Source organism: Macrococcus equipercicus (assembly GCF_004359525.2).
Taxonomy (GTDB): Bacteria; Bacillota; Bacilli; order Staphylococcales; family Staphylococcaceae; genus Macrococcus; species Macrococcus equipercicus.
In genome coordinates this window covers 329,308-348,960 of the sequence record NZ_SCWC02000001.1, presented here as the reverse complement: position 1 = coordinate 348,960, position 19,653 = coordinate 329,308, and the positions used below count along the sequence as shown (strand labels likewise).

At 42.5% G+C, this 19,653-nt stretch carries 15 protein-coding genes; 4 read left to right on the top strand and 11 right to left on the bottom strand.

The genetic code is table 11. The annotated features are described in order from the left end of the window. Window positions 1-66: 66 nt before the first annotated feature. The 10 genes from ERX35_RS01770 to ERX35_RS01725 all read right to left on the bottom strand — a co-directional run bounded on the left by ERX35_RS01770 (window position 67) and on the right by ERX35_RS01725 (window position 11,505). A complete protein-coding gene (locus ERX35_RS01770) occupies window positions 67-1,245 on the bottom strand; it encodes a glycosyltransferase family 4 protein (RefSeq protein WP_149458185.1) in 1,179 nt (392 codons plus the stop codon). A 148-nt stretch (window positions 1,246-1,393) separates the two neighbouring features. After that, a complete protein-coding gene (locus ERX35_RS01765) occupies window positions 1,394-3,529 on the bottom strand; it encodes a glycosyltransferase (RefSeq protein WP_149458184.1) in 2,136 nt (711 codons plus the stop codon). Then, the gene (locus tag ERX35_RS01760) at window positions 3,530-3,820 is read right to left on the bottom strand and encodes a hypothetical protein (protein WP_149458183.1); all 291 of its coding nucleotides are present in this window, start codon (window positions 3,818-3,820) and stop codon (window positions 3,530-3,532) included. It lies immediately after the preceding gene. After that, window positions 3,810-4,982: a glycosyltransferase family 4 protein gene (locus tag ERX35_RS01755; RefSeq protein ID WP_149458182.1), complete on the bottom strand. Its 1,173-nt coding sequence runs from the start codon at window positions 4,980-4,982 to the stop codon at window positions 3,810-3,812. The genes ERX35_RS01760 and ERX35_RS01755 overlap by 11 nt, the downstream gene beginning before the upstream one ends. Window positions 4,983-5,005: 23 nt before the next feature. After that, window positions 5,006-5,959 carry an ABC transporter ATP-binding protein gene (locus ERX35_RS01750; RefSeq protein ID WP_246143098.1) on the bottom strand — a complete coding sequence of 318 codons (954 nt, stop codon included), beginning with the start codon at window positions 5,957-5,959 and terminating at the stop codon, window positions 5,006-5,008. 30 nt (window positions 5,960-5,989) lie between these two features. Continuing rightward, window positions 5,990-6,790, bottom strand: coding sequence for an ABC transporter permease (locus ERX35_RS01745; RefSeq protein ID WP_149458181.1), 801 nt, complete (start codon window positions 6,788-6,790; stop codon window positions 5,990-5,992). A 135-nt stretch (window positions 6,791-6,925) separates the two neighbouring features. Next, complete coding sequence (locus tag ERX35_RS01740; RefSeq protein ID WP_149458180.1) at window positions 6,926-8,608, bottom strand: glycosyltransferase family protein; 1,683 nt, start codon at window positions 8,606-8,608, stop codon at window positions 6,926-6,928. Beyond that, the gene (locus ERX35_RS01735; protein WP_149458179.1) at window positions 8,586-8,993 is read right to left on the bottom strand and encodes a hypothetical protein; all 408 of its coding nucleotides are present in this window, start codon (window positions 8,991-8,993) and stop codon (window positions 8,586-8,588) included. The genes ERX35_RS01740 and ERX35_RS01735 overlap by 23 nt, the downstream gene beginning before the upstream one ends. Further along, window positions 8,986-10,137, bottom strand: a complete 1,152-nt coding sequence (locus ERX35_RS01730) for a glycosyltransferase family 4 protein (RefSeq protein WP_149458178.1) — start codon at window positions 10,135-10,137, stop codon at window positions 8,986-8,988. Before ERX35_RS01730 ends, ERX35_RS01735 begins: the two co-directional genes overlap by 8 nt. 114 nt (window positions 10,138-10,251) lie before the next feature. Then, the gene (locus ERX35_RS01725; RefSeq protein ID WP_149458177.1) at window positions 10,252-11,505 is read right to left on the bottom strand and encodes a nucleotide sugar dehydrogenase; all 1,254 of its coding nucleotides are present in this window, start codon (window positions 11,503-11,505) and stop codon (window positions 10,252-10,254) included. 427 nt (window positions 11,506-11,932) lie between these two features. Between ERX35_RS01725 and ERX35_RS01720 the strand changes: the two genes are divergently transcribed. The 3 genes from ERX35_RS01720 (at window position 11,933) to ERX35_RS01710 (ending at window position 17,856) form a co-directional block, all read left to right on the top strand. Beyond that, a complete protein-coding gene (locus ERX35_RS01720; RefSeq protein WP_149458176.1) occupies window positions 11,933-13,021 on the top strand; it encodes an LCP family protein in 1,089 nt (362 codons plus the stop codon). Window positions 13,022-13,047: 26 nt separating this feature from the next. After that, entirely contained in the window at window positions 13,048-13,521 is a 474-nt protein-coding gene (locus ERX35_RS01715; RefSeq protein ID WP_149458175.1) for a DUF2538 family protein, read from the top strand. Between the two features lie 306 nt (window positions 13,522-13,827). Then, window positions 13,828-17,856, top strand: coding sequence for an N-acetylmuramoyl-L-alanine amidase (locus ERX35_RS01710; protein WP_170234503.1), 4,029 nt, complete (start codon window positions 13,828-13,830; stop codon window positions 17,854-17,856). Window positions 17,857-17,926: 70 nt separating this feature from the next. On the opposite strand, the gene ERX35_RS01705 is transcribed toward ERX35_RS01710, so the two are convergent. Beyond that, window positions 17,927-18,373 (bottom strand): MarR family winged helix-turn-helix transcriptional regulator, encoded by a 447-nt coding sequence (locus ERX35_RS01705; protein ID WP_149458173.1) that lies wholly within the window; start codon window positions 18,371-18,373, stop codon window positions 17,927-17,929. A gap of 188 nt (window positions 18,374-18,561) precedes the next feature. On the opposite strand from ERX35_RS01705, the gene ERX35_RS01700 reads away from it, so the two are divergent. Next, window positions 18,562-19,548 carry an acyltransferase family protein gene (locus ERX35_RS01700; protein WP_149458172.1) on the top strand — a complete coding sequence of 329 codons (987 nt, stop codon included), beginning with the start codon at window positions 18,562-18,564 and terminating at the stop codon, window positions 19,546-19,548. The last annotated feature ends 105 nt before the right edge of the window (window positions 19,549-19,653 follow it).

Below are 19,653 nucleotides of genomic sequence, written 5' to 3'. Positions count from 1 at the left end.
TACATATGACTTACTAGTTAAAAGAGTGAGCTTCAGCACAAAAGTCTTATATACGGCTCTGCTTAGTTATTCAGCACTTAACACTTTCTCAAGTTCAATGATATTCTTGTCCCAGAGAAACTCCTTATACACAAGCTCCCGGGCATTCTCCCGCATGTTTCTCTCAAGCATCCGGTCATTTTTAATCTCTTCTATCGCTTTAAGCACTTCCTCGGTCGTCGCCTTTTCTTTTGCATAGCCCACCTGATTGTCGTTTATCAGTTCATTGGCATAGCCGCCGAGGTTGGTCACAACGGGCACACCGCAGCCAATACCATCGATGATCTTACCCGGCAGCACGTTCATGAACGTTTCCGTCTCTTTCAGTAGAGACAGCTGGATATTGTGTGTTTTAATCATATCCAGACATTCCTGACGGCTTTTCTCTGGATAGGCTTTGACATATTTGAAGTCATGCTCTTCGATATAGTGGATGAATTGATGAGCATTCATGCCGTAGACAACCGCATTGAAGTGAATACGGCGTTCTTCTAGTCCTCTGGCGACTTCGAGCAGCTGGTCATAGCTCTGTGCAAAGCCGATATTGCCTGTATAGATGACCTTGAAGTCTTCCGCGACATCGGTGAACTGGATCTCGTCCTGATTGAAGGCGTTGGGGAAATAGTACTGCTTGACCTTTGGTGCAAGCCTGTTAATATGCTTCCTGAAGCCTTCATTGTTGATGATGATAACATCTGACTGCCGGTACATGCGTTTTTCGAGCAGCTTCAGCACAGGGAAGATGAACTTGAATGACTTCAGTTTATCTATTCCGACCAGTGAATCAGGCCATAGATCCCTGACTTCAAGCACTCGCTTCGTTGTATGCTTCTGACCGAAAAATGCCGCCCAAGGCATGAAAATATTCGGTGAGGTTACATAGAGAATATCGTAGTCATCCTGCAGGTGCTTGATGCTGTTCCGCACTTTGTAACCGAGCTCAAAATAGTATAACAGACGCATGGCCACTGACTTGTGCTGCTTACTGGTCCTCATGTTAAGACGCTTGATGTCTGTTGACTGATTGATGGCATCATCGTACCAGAACTTCATGTTCTGATACATCCGCTCATTCGGATAGGCAGGATGTGTCGTCAGCACAGCGACATCATTCGTCTTCGATAGATGATTATATAAATTTCTAAACCGGTTGGCTCCTGAACCGATTTCCGGATAGAAGTTCTGTGTTACAAGTAAAATTTTCATATTTTTTCACCTTTTAATAGATTCCTCTTTATTATAGCATTTCCTTGTGGTGAGTTCTATGTGCTCATTCATAAGAAAACCTCCCATCACAGCAGACACTCGAAAAGTGAAACTGTGATGAGAGGTTTTTATGTTTATGATGAATATGTTACTGGCTTTTTAAGTCAATCTTCAGCAGCTGTGCTGATTTCAGTCCACTCATCGGGCTGCCTGGTTCTATAAAGGCGATGATCGGTTTCCCGCTGCCCATATAATCGCTCAGTTTGCTCGGTAAGTATGGATTGCGTTTCTTGTAGGCTGCGGTGTGAGCATCCATGACAAGGAGAGCATCGACATGCGTCGTCATATTCAGAAACTCCAAATACGGGAGATAAGGATAGACTTCGACACTACGGCCGAGTCCATGCTTTCTCAGCTCCATTTTGGACTGCTTCGGATTAGAGGTGAAGATATGAAGCTTAAGCGGCAGTGATTTTGGATTCAGCGCTGCCACCTGCTCCGGCTCCCGGATCAGCGAGATAATTTCCTGCAGTCCTCTTGTCTCATAGAAATTGCCGAAGTAACCGATATGGAAATAGTCCTGATCCAGCTGAATGAGCGACTGCTCCAGCTGATAGAATGATGGTTCTGCCACAGGATGCGTCTTGATAACCGCCTTCTCTGTAATAATCTGTCTGAGTTCAGGTTCCTTGAATCGTTCACACATACTGAACATCTGACTGTAGTTTGTGAAGATGATCTCATCTGCCTCTGCAAAGGCGATGATCTCCGTCATATTGAACAGATTGCTGTCGATATAAGACTTCCAGCGCTTATCTATCTTGCCGAACAATTTATGCAGCTGTTTGCTGTGAAGTGGCGCTTCGCGCTCGTTGTTCTTAATATCATGCAGCACTGGATCTGAGAATTCTGCTGTCCATTTTATTTCCGGACGCTGCATCTTGAGCTTGAATGCCAGAAAATGACTGCCCGGCCAGAGAACACGTGAATATATCTCATCATATTTACGGTCTTTAACTTTTCTCTCACCAAGTGTGACAAAGCTCTCAATTACACTCCAGCTGCTAAAAGAAGGTTTTGTCGGCAGCTCGAAATGTTGATAAATAAACGGTTCTGCTATCTGGTTTAATGTATAGTCAACTGTACGGACGGCTGACATATCATTCGAGATGACGTCACATGGCTGACAGCGCTCGCGGATACGTTTGGCAAGTACAATGCCGCTCGTATCGGCATATGGCGTGAAACAGTAGCCGATATACAGCGTTCTGACATTATTTCTGTTAATAGCTCCGTAAGGAATATAATCACAGTCCAGCGTCTGAAACAGCTGAATCACACGGCTGTAGTCCTCTGGGTGCACCATAAGATAACGCGAGACAAAGCCCGCCTGTGCATCCATCCGGTTAAGAATCAGCTGTCTTATCTCCGCATCTGCTTCATCAGCCAGATCACCGAGGAGACGGATCACTTCAAAACGCTGCTGGACATTGAAGTCATAGCTCATCGCAACGCGGCTGACAGAATTATCAACAATATAACGATGATAGACTGCCGTATGTTCCGGGACTATGATAACTTCAGGCATGAACTTAGTGATGATGGACATCATCAGGACGATGTCTTCCCCACTTCTCAAGTTCTCATCATAAAGCGTGTTGAGCAGATAAGAAGACGGAATCACTTTTGCCCCATTCATCGATAAAATCTTCATGATTTTAAAGTACTCAGTTGTCGTCTGGCCGAAAAATGGTTTAACCTCTTCTTGAATGACATTGCTGCCGCTGTCACTTTCCGTGTGTATATCATGAATTTCAAACACTGTGATAGCTGTCGGAGAAAGATAAGGTTCCAGCTGATCAATAATGCCCGGCGATAACGTATCATCACTGTCCAGCAGCAGGGAATGACTGTACCGTGCTGCCTTTATACCGGCATTTCTCGCTTTCCCTGCACCTTGTTCGGACAGCAGAATGGAATAGTTCAGCCGGCTGCTGGAGAGCGCTTTTTCCAGCAGATCTTGGTCAAGCGCAACAGTTTCTTCGGTACCGTTCAGAACAAACACCACTTCATACGGCACACTCTCTGAAATCACGTGGATCAGGCTGTTAACAAGACGCTCAATAAAAGGCGCGCTCTTGTACATCGGAATAATGATGGACAATCCCGGCTGATAATCCTTCTCTATAAAACGCTCGGATTTTGTTGGCTGCAGGGGCTGACCTTCTTTAAGTGCGGCTAGAACCCGGTTGATTTCTTTGACTCTTACTCTGCTGTTCTGCATTTACTTCAATCCTTTGACAAAAGATTTAATTTTTAATAATAGCTTGATAACAGGCTGACGTTTAATCTTTTCCATTCTTCTCTCATGCAGCAAGACTTTCTTCTTCAGCTTATCAATTTCAAGATCACGCATATTCAGCTGCTGCAGCGACTTCTTCTCTGATTCAAGGCTCTGTATCAGCAGTCCTTTCAGTTTCTCAATTTCACGGTCACGCATATGCAGCTGCTGCAAGGTTTTCTTCTCTGATTCAAGACTCTGAATCAGCAGTCCTTTCAGTTCTTCACTCTCCATTATTCTCACCCACGTTTATAGTTTTATAAAGATTGAGAAGCTTGGCTTTTTCCTGTTCCCAGTTGTATATATCTTTTGCGTGTTCATTATTCAGTACCCACTCTGCATGTTTCTCAGGATGGGTCATAACATATCGAATAGCTGCTGTAAGCTCGTTCTTATCAGATTCACTGATGACCAGACCGATATTTTCCGCTTCAATAACGCGGCGTATCTCCGGCATATTCGTTCCTATGACCGGCACATGCGCCATCATATACTCATACAGCTTATTCGATGAGGCAGAGTAATGATTGAAGTTTGTATTCTGCAGAATTTGAAAACCGATATAAGCTCGCTTCGTATAAGCCCGCAGCAGTTCATAAGGAACACGGCCGGTAAAGATAACCTTATCACTGATACCGAGTGTCCTGACCTGCTCTTCAAGCTGCTGACGGATCTTGCCGTCACCTACCATGAGCAGAACGGCATCTACATCTGCTTCCTTAAATGCGTCAATCAGTAGAGGAAGACCGCGGCCTTGCTGCAGACCGCCCTGATAAAGAAGAATCTTTTTATCAGCCGGTATGGCAAGTTCAGCTGCCGGCACCTCGCTGATATCGTAGTATTCTGAGTAGTTATGCAGTGACATCGGTCTATCACCGTATAATCTTTCGTGATACGTTGCCCGTGTTTCATTCTCCACTATCGTATGATCAACGAAGTTCAGCAGAAACTTTTCCACTTTGTAAACTAGTCCAGCACTATAGTTTGTCCGGCTCGTGTTGACTTCATGTGAATCAAAGACCAGGGTACGTTTTCGCGGTCGTAACTTTGCGCAGACGACCCCTTGAATGAGCGTATTGAGATCATGACTATGATAGACATCCGTGTCAATTTTATATCCCGCCGCTATCATTTTAAACATCAATAAGGCATTCGGAATATGCTTTTTCATGAGCGTGGATGCTTTCAATGCTTTTACACTGATTTCGGCTTTATCCTTCCGATACACTTGGATGCCGGACGGCAGCTGCTCTCTTTTCTCTAGTTCTCTTTCATTTTCTTCACGTTTGGCAATGACAGTAACATGATAGCCTGCATCAACAAGTGCTGAACCTTCTCGGGTCACCCGTGCATCATTGGTGAAGTTATTCCAGAGAAACATTGTAATGTTTTTCATTTTATCACCTATTTAAGTTTTAATTAATTCAGGAAGTTAATAATATGAAGCTGAGAGAGCAGGCTTCCGACGAAAAACATGACGAGTAAGACGAGATAGAAGAGACTGGAGATTGACGTGCTGCTTTTCTCTTTCTCCGCCTGATACGGCGCATACTGGGCCTGTGACATCTTCTCTTTGTATTCCAGCTGCTCAGGCTTCGTCTTCTGATTGTAGTCTTTGACAAAATCCGTATAGTTCTTGACAATAGACTGGCATTCGCCTGCCGCTTTCACTTCGCCGTAGTGCAGCCAGATTGCTTTGTTACACATCTTACGAATCTGTTCAGCGGAGTGACTGACGAAGAATATCGTCTTGCCTTCCGCCTGAAACTGCTTCATACGTTCTATACATTTGTTTGAGAACGTATCATCACCGACCGACAGAGCCTCATCGACAATCAGCACGTCAGGATCTGTATGAACAGCGATTGCAAACCCGAGACGGGACTTCATCCCGCTTGAATAAGTCTTGATCGGCTGTTTGATAAATTCTCCGAGCTCTGAGAACTGGATGATATCCTGATACCTTTCATTGATCAGCGCCTCTGACATCCCGTGCATCAGACATTTCATTCTGATATTCTCCTCACCTGTCAGCTCATTATTGAGTCCGGCGGATATCGCGATCAGCGAGCTTCTGCCATTGATTTTAATGGAGCCTGCTGTAGGCACAGTGACTTCACCGAGCAGATTGGACAGGGTTGACTTACCGGCTCCGTTCAAGCCGACAAGACCAATACTATCTCCTGCATTGACGACGAAGCTGATATTCCGGAGCGCGTAGTACACATTATCCCTGTCATTGTTTTGCCAGAACTTCAGCACAGACAGTATTTTGTCCTTTTTATTCTGATTCACTTCGTAGACTTTCGTGACATTCTCAACTTTAACTTTTATGTCGTTTATTGCATTTACTTCGTTCATTTCATTACTCATTTTGTTTCCTCATTTCCTGCTGGCAGCATACTATAAAAAGTCAATTAGACGGTTCTTGAATCTATAATGAATATGACTACCGATAAATAATAATAATAACGTGATGCTCCAAAAATAAAGATGATCGCCTAAGTGGCCATAGACAGGTGCTGAGCCTTCAATAAACGCATTGCGGTACATACCGATTAAAAATGCAAATGGATTCAGTGAAGCGATTTTCTGGAGGATGGGCGATGCAGTATGTACATTCCAGAATATCGGTGTGACGAAAAAACCCATTCTTAAAACATTCTGCAAAATGAGCCTTGTATCACGAACCAGAATTACAAGCGTACTCATCACCAGGTTGATCGCAAAAATAAGCGCAAAAGCCGCGACAATGAAATATATAAATTCGAAGAAATGAATGTAACCTCTGTAGCCATTGATCAACGACATAGCCACAACAATGGCCGTCGTGAACAGCAGATTGATGAATGTATTGGTAAAGGATATGGATAACAGGACGGACGACGGAAACTTCATCTTTGTGACGAGTCCAAGCTGAGCATAGATGGCATTCGCACCGATATTTAAAGACTGTGATATAAAAAGCCAAGGAAAAAGACCGGAAATCAGATGAAGCAGATAAGTCATACCGGTACCGCCCTGTCTCATCCCCATGCCGAAGACAACATAATAAATCAGCACCTGGAACAACGGCTGCAGAATATTCCAGAACATACCCAGGTAATGATTGGAATACTCTGTTTTCATATTATATATCGCAAGTTTGCGAATCATATGCATATTTTCAAACTGTTCTTTTAAGATCAACCATACTTCTTTCATCTATTAAACCCTCATTCTGTTTCTCTTCTCAGTTATTGTTACTTATAAAGTATACTGTACGCCATTAAAAGTAAAGGTCTTACCTATGACAGGAAGTCAAAAAAACTGACCTAAAGCGATACGCCGTAATTTCTTTCACCGAGATTTCTTATTTTTCTTCTTATTACGTATTTTCCAGTATTTTTTCTGCATGCTGCCCAGCTTTGAAGATGATAAACGTTGATACTGTCTTTTGATGACTGCCAGTTCGTTCTTCAGCTGTGCATTTTCAGTCTCAAGACTTAACACGAGCCCCGGCTCTATATATTCAATTTCCGGTGCAGGTTCAGATGCAGGTATCTGTTCAATCGGCAGAGGTGCCCCTTTGATAAAGTGCCCGATATCTTCTGAAGCTTTAGCAAAGTGACTCCTATGTGTATAATACGCGAGCTCGGTGGCAGCCTTCAGCATATCACTCATACTGCCGCTCTCCCCGGCTTGCACATGACAAAGTGCAACGCCGTTGTTAACATCCATAGAGAGAATACGTCCATGACGTGCCGCTTCCTCAATAAACTGCATGTCGTTCTCACCCAGCGGGAAGAAGTAGATGCTGTCCGCTTCTCTGAATATAGGTTCCTGCTTTTGAAACACCTCGCTGACAAGCTGGTCTGTCTCATTTTCCGGGATGCCGAAAAGATGTGGCGCGAGCCTGTGATAAGTCGCTGTGCAGGAGAACTGCTTAGCGAGTGCATATACTTTTCTTGCAGTTGCTTCATATAATTCAGGGTCTTCTATCACTTTGACCATCTGACTGTAGAATTCTACATCATCATCTGCATAATAAGGATAATCAGCACCTAATATCGCTTCGTGCATTTCACTCCGATTGATAATCGGTGGTACCGCCATATTACAGTATTCAAACAGCTTCGGAGAAAGTTCGAAAGAATCATTTAAGTCATCTTTACGATATAAGATACCGACATCACTTAAACGAATCAAATTAATAGTGCTGGACGGTGTCAGGCCACTTATCCAGATGATGTTTGATGCATGCTCCAGCACCTCGTGCAGGAGCTCAGGGATTTCTTGAGTTTTAGCTGTGTCATCTTCAGCAAGATAAAGCGCTGCCTCAGGATAAGTTTCCTGTAACATACGGAACTGGTCGATCAGTGTGATAATCTCACTTTCTCTAGAAAAGATATCCATATGACTGAATCTATTATAGCGCTTCCGAGGTGTAAATATTTGTTCAAATGTGTAAAGGTTATCTGGAATCATCGGATTCAGATAAATCATCTTCTCGTTCTCAATATGAAGCTCGCTGTGCAGATAGTGAATCATCTGTTGTGTCTGACAAAGCAGACGGCCGCCGCCGCTAATAATAGTCAGCAGTAACTGCCATATTTCTTCCGGGATGGCATTCCCGTTTTTTGTCATGCCGGTTACATTGACTAAAAGACGATCGATGAATCTGCTGTCCATGCGCACCAGTTCGCGCCCTACGTCAAGTGAGCCGATCATGATGATGTCATAGTCGTTGTGATGCAGCGTGTAATCTATCAGCAGGGCTGCACCCCGTGCGGTTACATCAATTCCACTGAAAAAATGAAAATCGCTGTACTTTGCTTCTTCAAACGGATCAATAAGATGAATATTCGGATAGTTCAGCAGTTGCTTCAGAACCGTATTTTTTTCAAAAGGAGCTGTCAGCAGAAGGTCAATTTCTGCATCACGGTTCATCGCTAAAACTTGAGTGATTCTTGACAGAAATAAAGCAGATTCATCTAATAGGTTGGAAGTGATAAGACCACTAATCAGCACTTTTTTCTTCATTTTGGCCATCCTCTGCATTAAATATTTTTGATTCATTCACATCATCATAACTGTCATGTCCTTCGTTTCGGATTGACACTCTGACTTTGAACGGTTCATCAAGCTGTTCAATATTGAATATATAGTTATTTCTATAGCCTGTCTCTTGCTTCAGCAGTACATCATTATCAGTATTGAGCAGCTCAAATAAATATTGAGCATTGACTGATTTAGATTTCACCGTCACCGTCAGCTCTCTATCGACGTACGCTGTCTCTAATCCACTGATTTTGGCCTTCTGCTGATGTACTTCTTTATCAATAAGATGGATCGTCATCTCCATCATCTGAAGCAGCTGATCTTCCAGTTCGATGTACCGTGCTTTCCAGTCGATATAATCAGCCACCTAAAATCACCTTCAATTCTTTGTTGATTACGACTTCTTCACTTGCTTTCCGTCTGATGGACAGTGCCGCATGATAGGAAATATTCTTCAGCAGTTCAGCTTCGTTATACAACCTTTCAATCTGAACAGCAATCGACTCCGGTGACTCGGGTTTTGCCAGCAGTCCAGAGACATTATGCTCCACAAACTCAGGAATAGCAGAGATATCCGTCGCCACCACTGCAAGTCCGCTGCTCATCGCCTCGCACATTGATACACCTTGTGAATCAAGGCGGGTCGGACATAAGAAGACATCAAACGCCTTATGCAGACTCGATATCTCTCTCTGATGAAGGAAAGTGTTATGCAGATGAACGTTATCAAACGGAACAAGAGGAGCCGTGAGCTCAGCATACAGCTTCCCTTCCCCGTAAATATGAAATTCAAGCTCTTTAAAAAAAGTTTTCTTTGACAGGAGAAGAATCGCATCCCGAATCTGATCATTCGCATATTTATGTGACGCATAAGGACGAATCGATAAGATCTTCAGTTTACCTTCTCGCTGTTTTTGCTTAAAATTAAATATTCTGCTATCAATTATATTGGGGATGATCTCGTAGTTCTGTGGTGCAAACTTCCCGTCGACATCCGCGATATGATCTTTGAACCACTGTGATACATGGATGAACGTTATATCAACGTCCTGCTCTTTGTACAGCGCATTCATAAATTCAAGCTGCTCCTTGTAATAACCTGTCGCCTTGTCGACAATGGCTTTCAGCTCTTCAACACTGGCAAGAAAATTAAACCATCTTCTATGCCATGCCTCTGCCTCATAACCATGAATCCATATGACTAATTTAGGGTTTGTGACATATTCGATGATCGGGTAATACATCAGAGGATTGATAAAGTGAATCAGGTAGCTCGCATAGTCTTCGCGATGCGCCTGAATATACTGACTGTAATGTGTTCCATTCCCCATTGTCACATTGACATCGTGATAGTTATATTCCTCTTCTTCATGAGCCGTCTGCTTCAAATAATAGACTTCTACTGTAAAACCTTTTTTCTGATAAGATTTTACTCGTCTATGGATGAAGCCGTTCTGATAAATGTTTTCATCAGACGGATACGCATTACACACAACCAATACTTTTGTCATTGCTATTTCCTCCAAGAGCGCTTCTGTACAAATAGTCATATTCATTCGCTTTAATGTCTATAAACACATAAGAACTTATAATTCATATAAATGAAGTACAAGTTCTTATAACAATTATTTAAATGCGTAAAGATTACCGAAGTTATAGTACTGTGTATTTTCGAACTGAGTTTTTACGATGTTCTTCGTATCAAAGATAATAGCGTCTTTCATACTTTCAAAGTCAGCATCTGTTAATGCTTTGAACTCAGAATGGTCGCTTAACACAAGGACAAGTGAGCTGTCTTTGACTGCGGTCTTTAAGTCTTTCTCAACAAAATCAAGTTTTACGTGCGGGTCGTATGCGACTACTTCAAAGTGTTCGTCATTCAGCATCTGGTAAATATCGAATGCCGGAGATTCGCGGATATCATCCACATCACCTTTGTAAGTCAGACCGAACACAGTGACTTTATTGCCGTCGACTGCTTTCAGGATTTCTTTAGTCTGATTGACCACGTAATGCGGCATCTGGTTATTGATCTTACGGCCGACCTGAATAATATCTGAATTAATCGGGTCTTTCGCAATAATAAAGTAAGGATCGACTGCTAAACAGTGACCACCAACACCTGGACCTGGCTGATGCAAGTTTACTCGTGGATGTTTGTTTGCCATCTCGATGACGTCAAGTGCATTGATTTCAAGGTGATTACAGATTTTAGCGAGTTCATTCGCAAGAGCAATATTAACGTCACGATAAGTATTCTCCATTAATTTGCTCATCTCAGCCGTCTTAGCATCTGTTTCAATCATCTCACCTTGGACGAATGTGCCGTATACTTTTTTACCAGCTTCGATACATTCTTTAGTCACACCACCGATGATACGGTTGTTATGGATTAATTCGTACATAATCTGACCCGGCAGGACACGCTCTGGACAATGAACGAGAAAAACATCCTTACCAATTGTGAAGCCTTTGGATTCGACTAGTGGTTTCACGAAGTCATCCATTGTACGAGGAGCAATTGTTGATTCTACAATGATAACATTGCCTTTTTCCACTAATGGTAATACGGATTCAACTGCTGACATCACCATTGAAATATCACATGATTTGAACTGATCAGCATTGTTCGGTGTCGGTACTGCGATAATGAAGCAGTCAGCCGGTTCCGGTTTAGTTGTCGCCTTAAATCTGCCGCATGCAAGCACTTCTTCAAATGCCTCCTGCAGACCTGGTTCTTCAATATGAATCGTACCGCTGTTTAGTGAATCAACAGCTTTCTGATTGATGTCGACACCGACAACATCCACACCATGCTTCGCAAACATAATAGATGTTGGTAACCCAATATAACCGAGGCCAATTGTTGTTAATTTCAAAAAAATCCCGCCTTTAACTTTAATTAAGTACTAACTTATAGAATAAATTAATTTAATCATATGTCGTTAGAATTTACTATGATTTAATATACATTTAATAATAAATTATCTGCTTACACTATATTATAGGATTATGTATAAATTGCAACCTATCGCTTTGCCCTGATAGAATAACAGCTGTATTACCAGTCAGCTGATATTCCAGCAGCTGCTCACTATAGATCGGCAAAATACATACTTACTTTCTAATTTACAGGAATCGTTTGTCATTTACAATGCTTTTCCTCCCGACAGAAGGGGCCTCTTCATTATTAGCTGAAACCTTATGTTAAATGATGCCGCCAATGAAAAATCTTGTTATGATTATAATAATGCAATATAATAGTATGATTTAAATACAAATACGATCAGATAAGGTGACGAAACGATGAACAAATATTTTAAAGCGCTACTGATTTTGTTAAGTCTGAGTTTAATTGTAGTACCAGCCGCATATGCCGGTTATTTATACTGGACAACTAAAGACGCCATTAACGGTTCGTATGCAAAGAATACTGATAAATCAGATTTAAGAAAGAACGATGTTGACCCGTCGATGAACCATGTGTCAATCCTTCTCCTTGGAATAGATGACAGTGAAAGCAGACGAAAAAATGGCCAGTCGGCAGATAAAGCAAGAACAGATGCCATGATTTTAGCGACGTTTAATCGTGATGACAAACAGATCAGGCTGATCAGCATCCCGCGTGATACCTTGTCCTATATTCCAGCAGTCAGCTACTATGACAAAATCACTCATGCCCATGCAGAAGGCGGGCCGAAATCATCGATGAATGCAGTCGAGCAGCTGTTCAATGTGCCTGTGGACTACTATGCCCGAGTCAACATGCAGGCTTTTGTCGATATCGTGGATGAGCTGGATGGTATTGAGTTCGATGTTCCATTTGATATCGATGAACCTACTAAAAATGACCATGGAAGAATAAAAGTCAAACAAGGACATCAGTTATTGAACGGTGATCAGGCACTTGCCCTTGCCCGGAGTAGACATATCGATACAGACTTAGGCCGCGGTAAGCGTCAAATGCAGATGATTGAAGCGATTATCAAAAAAGCGGAAAGAACAGATTCTTTGTCCAAACTAGATGAACTCATCAACATTGTCGGCGACAACGCCAAGCATAATTTGACATTCACCAATATCACATCGCTTGCTTCGCTGTATTCATCAAACGATGTCACGTTTAAACAGACTCAGTTAAAAGGAACAGATGATATGTATAACGGCGTCTATTACTATAATCCTGAATTTACAGATGTCTACCGGATATCAAACCTTATAAGAAAAGATCTGGGCCTTGCTAAAGGCAGACAAGAAGACCTTCTCGACTACAAAGTGATATCATTATATGGCAGTCTCATACCGCTTGAAAAAATTGATGTTGATGCAATCAACAAAGAATTTAACAGCAAGCCTGCAGAAGACAGCGTGTCAACAGAATCCACTCAAACCTGACCATATATGAGGAAAGGAGTGACATAATGAGTCAGCGTAAAACTTATGAAAAATACGAACAGATCAATCAAATATTTGATCGGCTGGAACATCAGATTATTCATGCCGGAGACTTGGAATATTTCCGGTCAAGATTTTTCTATCTGGATGAATATCACCATCAGAACTATGAGTCTTTAAGACTGTATTACCATCAGTCAGATGATAATCCCCTTATTGACGGTGCATGCTATATACTCGCCATCTCAGAAATATTTAACGTACTGAATATTTTTGAATATGAAGTACCCCTTGATTTTGTCTTTGAGAACGGTCACTTAAGTGAAACCTTCAAATCACTGAATGTTTATTATCAATACTTAATTGCAGCGATTCTAGAAGTATCAGACATTAAAATATTTGAACCTTCCGGCTACTCACTCGGCATGACTAACTGGAATATCACCCAAATGAAATTATTCTGGCAGTATACAGCGATTATTCGTCGAAATGCGCTTTAAGTGATATACGAATATTAGACAATTAAGTGGTTTAATATTATACAGTAAAAATAATATATTGATTTAGATGTTTGCCGGTAATTGACAAAACCAATAAATAAAAGGACAGTATCCTATTGATACTGTCTTTTTATTATGGAGTTTTCGATACTATAAGTAGATAAATAACTGCTGAAAAATCTATAGTTAAAATGGAAATTTTAGTTTGTTAAAATAATATTACAGTTTTGTAGCACTATATACATCAATTCTCAAAAAATTTATAATATTGCTAGTAATTGAAATCAAATGACGAAAGGATGCATTATGGATAACAAATTTTACTTTAAGGCACCAGCCCTTTTATTAATGATGTTCGCAGCACATTCTACAGCTGCACATGCTGCGGAGAATAGCACTGCTGCAGAAAACAATGACTCAGCTGTTAATGTTTTACCGCAGGAGATCACTGCTACACCACAAGGAGGAAACAATACAGTATCCACACCTTCTAATGTAGTGAAAACCATCAATGCATCTGATTACAATAACGTGACGACTTCGCTCCCTGAACAAAGCAGCAGTGCAGTATCGACACCACCAGACACCCAGACACCTGCAGCTGTCCTTACAGCACTTAAAACTACAACGGCAGCAGCGCCGGCAACACAAGCGCCTGTGACGCAAGCCACTGCTCCTAAAGCGGCTGTAATACCGGCAACCGGAACTCAAGCACCGGCAACTGCTGTCTCTACAGCACCTAAAACTGCAGCGCAAGCCACTGCTCCTAAAGCGACGGCAATACCGGCAACTGAAATCCAAGCACCGGCAACTGCTGTCTCTACAGCACCTAAAACTGCAGCGCAAGCCACTGCTCCTAAAGCGACGGCAATACCGGCAACTGAAATCCAAGCACCGGCAACTGCTGTCTCTACAGCAGCTAAAACTGTGACGCAAGACCCTGCTCCTAAAACGGCGGCAATACCGGCAACTGAAATCCAAGCACCGGCACCTGCTGTCTCTTCAGCAGCTAAAACTGCGGCGCAAGACCCTGCTCCTAAAGCGACGGCAATACCGGCAACTGAAACCCAAGCACCGGCAACAACTGTCTCTACAGCAGCTAAAACTGCGGCGCAAGACCCTGCTCCTAAAGCGGCTGCAATACCGGCAACTGAAATCCAAGCACCGGCAACAACTGTCTCTTCAGCAGCTGAAACTGCGGCGCAAGACCCTGCTCCTAAAACGGCTGCAATACCGGCAACTGAAACCCAAGCACCGGCAACAACTGTCTCTACAGCAGCCAAAACTGTAGCGCAAGCGCCTGTGACGCAAGCCACTGCTCCTAAAACGGCTGAAATACCTGTAACTTCAACGCTTAAAACTGCGGCTACTAAATCGACGGCAGCTTCAACTAAAACAGCTGCTGTCCCATCAACAACTGCAGGCACTTCTTCGACGGTCAAAACGACTGTCCAGCCGACTGCTGTTCAAAAAAGTTCTACTGCAATAACAGCAGGAAATGCTGTCAGAACTTTTTCTCACCAATCAGGCTCTGCGATTGCCGCACCGAAAACGACACTTCAAAAAACGGCTAGCAGTATGTCAGTGAATGACTACATTAAATACATGAATTATAACGTTCCTGTCTATCAGCAGGACTTTTCAAGCGACTTCCCGCTCATTGCTTACCGTAATGGTGTGGGGGCTCCAGAAGGCGTCGTCGCCCACGAAACTGCCAATAACACCTCGACCATCTGGGGCGAAATTGCTTATATGAAAAATAACTTTGAAAACGCCTTTGTCCATGCTTTCGTTGATGACAATAATATCATAGAAACAGCACCGACTGATTATCTCGCTTGGGGCAGCGGTCAGTATGCGAACCCGCGCTTTATCCAGGTAGAACTCGTCCGCGTGCAGGGCAAAGACCGGTTCAGTAAAGCGATCAATAACTACGCGGATTATATTGCGACTAACCTGCTGTACTACAATCTACCGGTAGACAGCGCCGAATATGACGGTACCGGTACGCTTTGGTCCCATAAAGCGGTATCCAATTATCTCGGTGGAACTGACCACGGGGACCCATACGGCTGGTTTGCGGAGAACGGTTATACATTTGATGAACTTGTGCAGCTTGTCACAGAAAAATATAACTATAAAACAAATAATGTGCTTCCGACTCCCTCTACACCTCCTGTCACGTCACCTGCTCCTGTGAAAACTGGAAAAGTGACAACAACAGCTGTTTCTAAAATGGCCCGTATCAACTCGGCAGCGACACCTATTTATGCGAGTGTGACAGATACAGTGAGCACTCCAGCGGGTGCGAAGTATAGTTCTTCTTATTTCGTCAACAAAAAGGCAGAACTGAACGGTGACACGTATTATTTAATTCAGGATGATAAAGGCAATCCACGTGGCTGGATTGAATCGAAAGACCTGACACAGGCTACTAGAAGCACTGAACAGCAGGTCAGCACTAAATATACTATCAACTCTCTTGTCAGCGGCATTTATTCAACGCCGTGGGGAACAGACACACAAAAACTCAGCGATTTAAAGACTGCAGTCAATCAAGTGTTTGCGCCAAGCAAGAAAGTGATCATCAACAGCACGCCTTACTATTTCGGTACAGTCAACAACATATCCGGCTGGATCAGCGGCAGTCATTTAACGCTCCAGGTTCCTGCTCCAACCAACGTCAAAGCGATTGATATGATCGGCCGCACAGCGAACGGTGCCGCTTATTATACGGACAGCAATATTTCTAAAAAGGCAGCAGTAAATCTTGCTGCTACACAGTATTACATCAATAAAGAAGCACTCAAGGGCACAGAAAAGTACTTCCAGATTGTCGATGCCGCCAACAAAACAGTCGGCTGGGTCAGCGACAAGGATATCACCCAGACAACACACCAGGTGATTGACTGGAAAAAAGCACCTTACGCAGTGACAGACACTAAGTCATATGTCCTCTCCATTCCTGACGGCAGTAATACACAGCGCGTCGCACCACTGGCTAACCTGTCGGGCAAAGTCTTCAATGTCGTGAAAACAGAGAAAGTGGGCACATCACTCTGGTACAAAGGGGTGTTCGCTAATACAAACACAGTCGGCTGGATTCCAGAGAAATACTTGACGCCTCAACCAACCAACGTCAAAGCGATTGATATGATCGGCCGCACAGCGAACGGCGCTGTCTACTATACTGACAACCTTATCTACGAGAAAGCAGCCGCGAAATTAGCAGATAAACAGTACTACATCAGTAAAGAAGCACTTAAGGGCTCAGAAAAGTACTTCCAGATTGTTGATGCCGCCAACAAAACAGTCGGCTGGATCAACGATAAGCAAATCACACAATTTGCTCATCAGACAGTCAGCTGGGAAAAAGCACCGTATGTCATTACAAATGTTCAATCCTATCTCTTCTCTATTCCAGGCGGCAGCACTACGCAGCGTATTGCTCCATTGTCAAAACAGACAAGCAAGATTTTTAATGTCGTGAAAACAGAGAAAGTGGGCACATCACTCTGGTACAAAGGAGTATTCACTAAAACGAACACAGTCGGCTGGATCGAAGGAAAATATTTAACAAAGCAGCTGGTCACTATCGCTAAGGCACCAGAATCCTTATCAACTGCTGTTAAAAAACAGATGAATCTGGCAGCTACAGCAGCTCCAAAAGTCATCTACACAGATAAGACCGGCAAATCCATGGCACGTGCCGCTACAAGTCAGGAAGTCCGCAATTACTTAAATACTTCTTCCGCTATGAACAATCCGGCACAGAAATATCAGTTCCTTAATTTGAATGTCTCTCAAGGTATTTCAGGTTCTACTCTTAATAAACTGCTTGTCGGAAAAGGCATTCTTGCAGGCCAGGGACAAACATTTGCTGAAGCTTCAAAACTGTTAAATATTAACGAGATTTATTTAATCAGTCATGCCTTACTTGAAACAGGCAACGGTACAAGTGAATTAAGCCGCGGACTAGGTTATAACAGCAAAACCGGGCAAGTCAGTAAGACCGCATCAAAAAAGTACTATAACATGTACGGCACTAAAGCAACCGACAGCAATGTATACAACGGCACTAAGTATGCTTATGAAAACGGCTGGGACACACCTGCAAAAGCCATTATAGGCGGTGCTAAGTACGTAGCGGACAGCTATTTCAAAAACCAGCAGTTTACACTGCATCAAATGCGCTGGAACCCTAAAAATACGGCGACACATCAATATGCAACGGATATTGCATGGGCTTCCAAGAACGCTGCACGTATTGCTGATTTCTACCAACAGATTGGACTTGAAGGCTTGAAGTTCTTCGTTTATCGCTATGACCAGTAATCATTGAAAACCCCCGGCAGTCCGCTGTTAAAGCGGACTACCGGGGGTTTTTAATTGAACAAAGCGGTCATTAATATCTGAATGGGTCACGGATAGAAAAAGAGTTGTACACTTTTTCTAGTAACATAATCAATTCTTGAGACTCTTCTGTGCCTAATTCCTTCATAAAGTTCTGGACAACTCTGCCTTTTATAACTTCTGCTTTCTCCAGTACTTTTTTTCCGTTATCAGTCACTTTCAGAACAGTGGAACGTAAATCATATATACTCTGCTCTTTATAAACATAACCATTATCAACTAATTTTTTAATCGCCCGAGACACAGCTGTCTGTTCTTTGTTCAATCGATAGATCAGTTTTTTCTGCGTCATATTTTCTTCACCGGCGATTAATTCCAGCATATAAAGCTGTTCTCTAGTAAGATTGACATCTGTCAATTCCGTCGATGTGATTTCGTCTATTTTAGAATTCATGAAGTAAATCAATTGCCCAAACCTTTTTAAACGAGTATCATCCATGCTATTTCTCCTTCATCACTGTTACCATGAATTATAATGCACTCGTATTAGTTTATCAACTACTTATTAAATTTTGAAGAAGTATTGCAAACTATATATAATCTATTCTTTCAGTCGTCTTATGCATACCCCCCTTTAAACAGGGTAATAAATTCAAGACTTTAAGTTTTAAGAAAGTAGGCGTTTTTATGGCTAAAACACGCGATCATTATTTCGATAATGCGCGGTTTCTGTTAATCGTTCTTGTCGTTTTCGGCCACCTTCTTCGGTCATTTGTGACAGAAAATCACTTTCTGCAGGCGCTTTATATGTTTATATATAGTTTTCATATGCCGGCTTTTGTGCTTATTTCCGGCTACTTTGCCAAAGGAATCAGCAGGCCCGGCTATCTGCTGAAGCTGGTAAAAAAACTCATCATCCCTTATTTAATATTCCAGACTTTTTACGCATGTTACTATTATTTTATTGATGACGTAAAGACCATTGACTTGAACCCTTTCGATCCACAGTGGGCGATGTGGTTTCTGCTCAGCTTATTCTCATGGCATATCCTGCTGTACTTAGTCAAAGACTTCAATGTGTACTATGTCGTCGTACTCGCTTTTCTCACCGGAATATTAGTCGGTTATTTTGATTTCATCAATAATACACTAAGCCTGTCGCGGACCTTTGTATTCTTCCCGTTGTTTCTACTGGGCTATTATGCAACACCGGAACATTTCAGCTATATAAAGAATAAGAAGTACCTTCCCTTATCCATCCTTGCTCTTACACTGATCTTTGTCTTCTATATGATGACTGATTTCAACTTTGAATGGCTGTTCGGCAGTAAACCATACAGTTCACTCGAACATGTCGATGCCTACAGTGGTGTCAAGCGCGGGCTGATATACGGTATTATCGTCCTGAGTACATTCAGCTTTTTAAACGTCGTGCCAAAGCGGGAACTTCCGCTCACTTATATCGGTTCAAGAACGATGTTCATCTATTTGCTGCACGGCCTCTTTATCGGACTGTTCCGGGTCTATAAGTGGGATAAAGTGTTTGAAGGCAATATGCTGTTGATCATAGTCGCTCTTTTTGTGTTATCGACACTTATCGTCTATCTCTTCAGCCACAATATGACCAGGAAAGTGACGGCCCCCGTCGTCGAAGTTAAAAATCCTCTTGACTGACAGCTGTTTTTTCTGTGTATTGATTCCTGTTTCATCTTCACTCTTATTTATCCTGCCCACTCATTTTTATCATTCATTGAATACGTTATAATGAACAATAAAACA

Bases quoted from the DNA above. Each gene is read 5' to 3' on its own strand.
- ERX35_RS01770 (WP_149458185.1), bottom strand. From the start codon at position 1,245: ATGAAAATTTTACTTGTAACACAGAACTTCTATCCGGAAATCGGTTCA.
- ERX35_RS01765 (WP_149458184.1), bottom strand. From the start codon at position 3,529: ATGCAGAACAGCAGAGTAAGAGTCAAAGAAATCAACCGGGTTCTAGCC.
- ERX35_RS01760 (WP_149458183.1), bottom strand. From the start codon at position 3,820: ATGGAGAGTGAAGAACTGAAAGGACTGCTGATTCAGAGTCTTGAATCA.
- ERX35_RS01755 (WP_149458182.1), bottom strand. From the start codon at position 4,982: ATGAAAAACATTACAATGTTTCTCTGGAATAACTTCACCAATGATGCA.
- ERX35_RS01750 (WP_246143098.1), bottom strand. From the start codon at position 5,959: ATGAGTAATGAAATGAACGAAGTAAATGCAATAAACGACATAAAAGTT.
- ERX35_RS01745 (WP_149458181.1), bottom strand. From the start codon at position 6,790: ATGAAAGAAGTATGGTTGATCTTAAAAGAACAGTTTGAAAATATGCAT.
- ERX35_RS01740 (WP_149458180.1), bottom strand. From the start codon at position 8,608: ATGAAGAAAAAAGTGCTGATTAGTGGTCTTATCACTTCCAACCTATTA.
- ERX35_RS01730 (WP_149458178.1), bottom strand. From the start codon at position 10,137: ATGACAAAAGTATTGGTTGTGTGTAATGCGTATCCGTCTGATGAAAAC.
- ERX35_RS01720 (WP_149458176.1), top strand. From the start codon at position 11,933: ATGAACAAATATTTTAAAGCGCTACTGATTTTGTTAAGTCTGAGTTTA.
- ERX35_RS01715 (WP_149458175.1), top strand. From the start codon at position 13,048: ATGAGTCAGCGTAAAACTTATGAAAAATACGAACAGATCAATCAAATA.
- ERX35_RS01710 (WP_170234503.1), top strand. From the start codon at position 13,828: ATGGATAACAAATTTTACTTTAAGGCACCAGCCCTTTTATTAATGATG.
- ERX35_RS01705 (WP_149458173.1), bottom strand. From the start codon at position 18,373: ATGGATGATACTCGTTTAAAAAGGTTTGGGCAATTGATTTACTTCATG.
- ERX35_RS01700 (WP_149458172.1), top strand. From the start codon at position 18,562: ATGGCTAAAACACGCGATCATTATTTCGATAATGCGCGGTTTCTGTTA.